This window comes from Streptomyces sp. NPDC025618, assembly GCF_055558795.1.
The window spans coordinates 123,509-127,702 of the sequence record NZ_JBVHLW010000018.1 but is presented as its reverse complement, the minus strand read 5'-3'; the positions used below and the strand labels follow the sequence as shown (position 1 = coordinate 127,702).

Below are 4,194 nucleotides of genomic sequence, written 5' to 3'. Positions count from 1 at the left end.
GCCTTCTCTCTCCCTTTCGCCCTCCCTCCCCACCCCCCCCCCCCCCCCCCCCCCCCCCCCCCCACCCCCCCCCCCCCGCCCCCCCCCCCCCCCCCCCCCCTCCCCCCCCCCCCCCCCCCGATCCCGTAAGGAATCGGATCACTGCGACCCGATCGACTCCAGCACATTCAGCCGCGAAGCCCGCCGCGCCGGCCACACCGCCGCCAGGACGCCCACCGCCAGCGCCAGCAGCAGGAAGACCGCGATGCGAGCCCACGGCACGACCATCTCGTACGTGGGGAAGGACGAGCGGAGGAGGTGGCCGCCGGACCAGGCGAGGAAGGTGCCCACGGCCACGCCGAGGACCGCGCCGAACATCGCGATCATGACGGATTCCAGGCGGACCATCCGCTTGACGCCGGTGCGGGCGAGGCCGATCGCGCGGAGCATGCCGATCTCTCGGGTGCGCTCGAAGACCGACATGGCCAGGGTGTTGACGACGCCGATGACGGCGATGACGACGGCCATGCCGAGCAGCCCGTAGAGCATGTAGAGGACCGAGTCGATGCTCCCCGCCGACTCACGGCGCAGGTCGTCCTGGCTCTCGACCTTGATGATGGGGTTGCCGCCCATCGTCTTCTTGACCTCGGCGGGCAGCTCGGCCGCCCGGCCGGGGGCGGCCTTGAGGTAGACGGCGTCGTCGCGTACGCGGTCGAGGAGCGGGTCGACGAGGGCGGGGGCGGCGAGGGTCTCGACGAGTACGTCGTTCTCGGCGTAGACCGCGACGACGCGCGGCTTCGCGGTGCCGCCGCGATAGAAGTCCATCGGCAGGGTGGAGCCGATCCTCAGACCGTGCTTCTCGGCGTACGGCTGGGAGACGGCGACGGTGTCCTTGCCACGCACGTCCGCGAGGGAGCCGCTGGTCACGCGCAGGTCAGTGATCTCGCCGAGGGCGGCGAGGTCGCCGGTCTGGATGCCGGTGGGCTCGCCGTCCGACTGGAAGCCGGCCATGCGCAGCGGGACCGCGGCGGCGACGCCGGGCTGTCCGGCGAGCTTCTTGGCCACGTCGGGCGAGAGGCCGAGGTAACTGGTCGAGCTGACCTTGTAGTCGGCGGTGAGGTCCTGCTTGCCCATCCGGTCCACGCCCTGGTCGGCCGAGACGGCGGTCACCGTCAGGCCCGTGATCAGGGTGAGGCCGATCATCAGCGCGGAGGCGGTGGCGGCGGTGCGGCGCGGGTTGCGCAGCGCGTTCTCCTTGGCGAGCTTGCCGCTGATGCCGGTCAGCCGGCCGGTCACCTTGCCGAAAAGGGCGACGAACGGGCGGGAGAGCAGCGGCGCCAGCACGATCACGCCCGCGAGGGTGAGCGCGGAGCCCGCCATGGCGATGGTCAGTCCACCGCTGTCGCGCAGGGTGGTGACGTGCAGCATGGCGGCCACGCCGAGGGCGGTGAGGACGGCGCCGATGGAGTTGCGTACGACGAGGCCGCGGGGCGCGGGCGCCTGGTCGACGGCGGCGAGGGCCTCGACCGGCGCGATCCGCGCGGCCTTGCGGGACGGCAGCCACGCGGCGAGGACGGTCACCAGGACGCCGACGCCGAGGGCGGACGCGACGGCGGTGGGCTCCACGACGAGGGGCCCGTCGGGGAGTTCGGCGCCGCCCACGTTGAGCACCGACCGCAGGCCGACGGCTATGCCGAGGCCGAGGAGGAAGCCCGCTGCGGAGGCGACCAGCCCCAGCAGGCCCGCCTCGACCAGCACGGACCGCACGACCTGACGGCGCGAGGCACCCACCGCGCGCAGCAGCGCGATCTCCCGGGTGCGCTGGGCGATGAGCATGGTGAAGGTGTTGGCGATGATGAAGACGCCGACGAACAGCGAGATGCCGGCGAAGACGAGAAGCGTCTTCCGGATCGAGCTGGTCTCCCGGTCGATGGCCTTGGCCTGCTGCGCGGCCAGCTCCTTGCCGCTCTGCGCCTCGAAGCCGGCGGGCAGGGCGGCCCTGACCTCGCGGGTCAGCGCGTTCTGGTCGTTGCCGGGGGCGGCGGAGACGACGAGTTCGCCGAACTCGCCCGGCTTGCCGAAGAGCTTCTGCGCGGTGGCGGTGTCGAAGAGCGCGAGGCTGCCGCCCGCGCCCACCCGCGGGTCGTCCGTGGCGACCGTGCCGACCAGCTTCTTGGTCATGACCGGCCCGTCGATCGCGAACCGCACGGTGTCACCGAGCTTCGCGCCGGTCTTCTCCGCGGTCTTGGTGTCGAGGACGATCTCACCGGCGGCCGCGGGCCCCCGGCCGGACTTCAGCGGATAGCGGCTGTCCTGGCCGTCCTCGCCCGGTACGTAGTTGGCGCCGGAGCTGCCCCACTCGCTGCCCGCGGGGTTGTCGTGCTTGTCGGCGACGGTGACGACGCCACCGACCGAGGGACGTACGGAGGTGACGCCGGGCAGCGCGCGGACCTTGTCGACCACCCCCGCGTCGAGGACGCCGTCCTTGGAGCCGGTGCGAGGCGGGCCGGGGGTCACGGAGACGGCGACGTCGTCGAGGCTCTTGGCCGTCTTGGCGCGGAACGCGCTGCCGACGGAGTCGCTGAAGACGAGCGTGCCGGAGACGAAGGCGGTGCCGAGGAGGACCGCGAGCGCGGTCATCATCAGCCGGGTTTTGTGCGCGAGGAGGTTGCGCAGGGCGGTGCGGAACATGGTCGGTCCTGGTCCGGAGCGGAAGGGGTGGCCTGCGGAGCGGTGGGAGCCGTCGCTCAGCTCGTCCGGCCCTTGGCGTCGAATTCGGGGGTCCGGGGGTTCCCCCCGGGAAAACGCCGCATGCGGTCCAGGACCGCTTCCGCCGTGGGCTCGCGCATCTCGTCGACGAGGCGGCCGTCGGCGAGGAAGATCACTCGGTCGGCGTAGGAGGCGGCGACCGGGTCGTGGGTGACCATGACGACCGTCTGCTGGAGGGCGCGCACGGACTCCTGGAGGAAGCCGAGGAGTTCGGCGCCGGAGCGGGAGTCGAGGTTGCCGGTCGGCTCGTCCGCGAAGATGATCTCGGGCTGCGCGGCGAGCGCGCGGGCCACGGCCACGCGCTGCTGCTGGCCGCCGGACAGCTGGCTCGGCCGGTGCGCGAGCCGCCCGGAGAGGCCGACGGTGTCGACGACCATGTTGAGCCACTGGGCGTCCGGCTTACGGCCCGCGATGTCCATGGGCAGGGTGATGTTCTCCAGCGCGGTCAGCGTCGGGAGGAGGTTGAACGCCTGGAAGACGAAGCCGATCCGGTCCCGGCGGAGCCTGGTCAGCTGCCGGTCCCCGAGCGACGCGAGCTCGACGTCACCGATCTGCGCGGAACCGGCGGAGACCGAGTCGAGCCCCGCCATGCAGTGCATCAGCGTCGACTTGCCGGACCCGGAGGGCCCCATGATCGCGGTGAACTCACCGCGGCGGAACTCCACGGAGACGGCGTCCAGCGCGCGCACCTCGGTCTCCCCCTGCCCATAGATCTTGCTCAGGCCGGTGGCACGGGCGGCCACGCGGGCGGGAGTGACGGGGGCGACGGGCTGGGCGCCGAGGGGGACTGCGGCCGCGTGCGACACGGGGCTCCTCCGGAGGGGGTGGGTGCGGGGTACGGGTTGCCGGGGGTTCGGGTTGCGGGGCCCCGCAATGGCCGGAATCAACTCCTCCAATTCTGGGTGGCGGGGGTGGGGTGGGCCTCAGCCGTACGGCTCGTTTGTGGGGTGGTCTGGAGGGCGAGGGCGGTTGGCGGCCGTAGTACCGGAGATGTAGGCGGTCATCCTGAGGGGGGGCGGTGGCGCCTGCGGCGGGCTTTCCCCGGCCCCGGCCCTTCCCGGCTGCATCTGATGTGCGGCTCCGCCGCGCGGGGGCTCGCGCCCCAGGCCCCGGCGGCGGGTGGGTGAACGCCTGCGGCGGGCTTTTTCCCCTACCCGCCCCTTCCCGAAACTGGGGGCAAGCCCCCAGACCCCCGCAACACGGCTTCGCCGCGTTGTCCTCAATCTCCCCCAGCTACCTCCCCCAGACTCCGTCCGGGGGTGCCCCCAGAGGTGCCCCCAACGGGCTGAATGCGAACCCTGAAGCGGATACGTCCCGCACGTGCTCTCCGGTGGGAGGGGGTGGGGCTGGAGGGTGGGGTTCTGGAACGCGGTGCGTTTTCGGGGCACTCAGTGCGACCTGCTGGAGCGGCCGCTCGAGGCGGTCGAGACGGAGGGCGGCGCGGAG

2 protein-coding genes are annotated in these 4,194 nt (G+C 72.7%); both read right to left on the bottom strand.

Translation table 11 applies throughout. The annotated features are described in order from the left end of the window. Positions 1-138: 138 nt before the first annotated feature. Complete coding sequence (locus ACZ4A5_RS17700; protein WP_467584118.1) at positions 139-2,670, bottom strand: ABC transporter permease; 2,532 nt, start codon at positions 2,668-2,670, stop codon at positions 139-141. Positions 2,671-2,726: 56 nt separating this feature from the next. After that, positions 2,727-3,554 (bottom strand): ABC transporter ATP-binding protein, encoded by an 828-nt coding sequence (locus tag ACZ4A5_RS17695; protein ID WP_467584116.1) that lies wholly within the window; start codon positions 3,552-3,554, stop codon positions 2,727-2,729. Positions 3,555-4,194 lie beyond the last annotated feature (640 nt).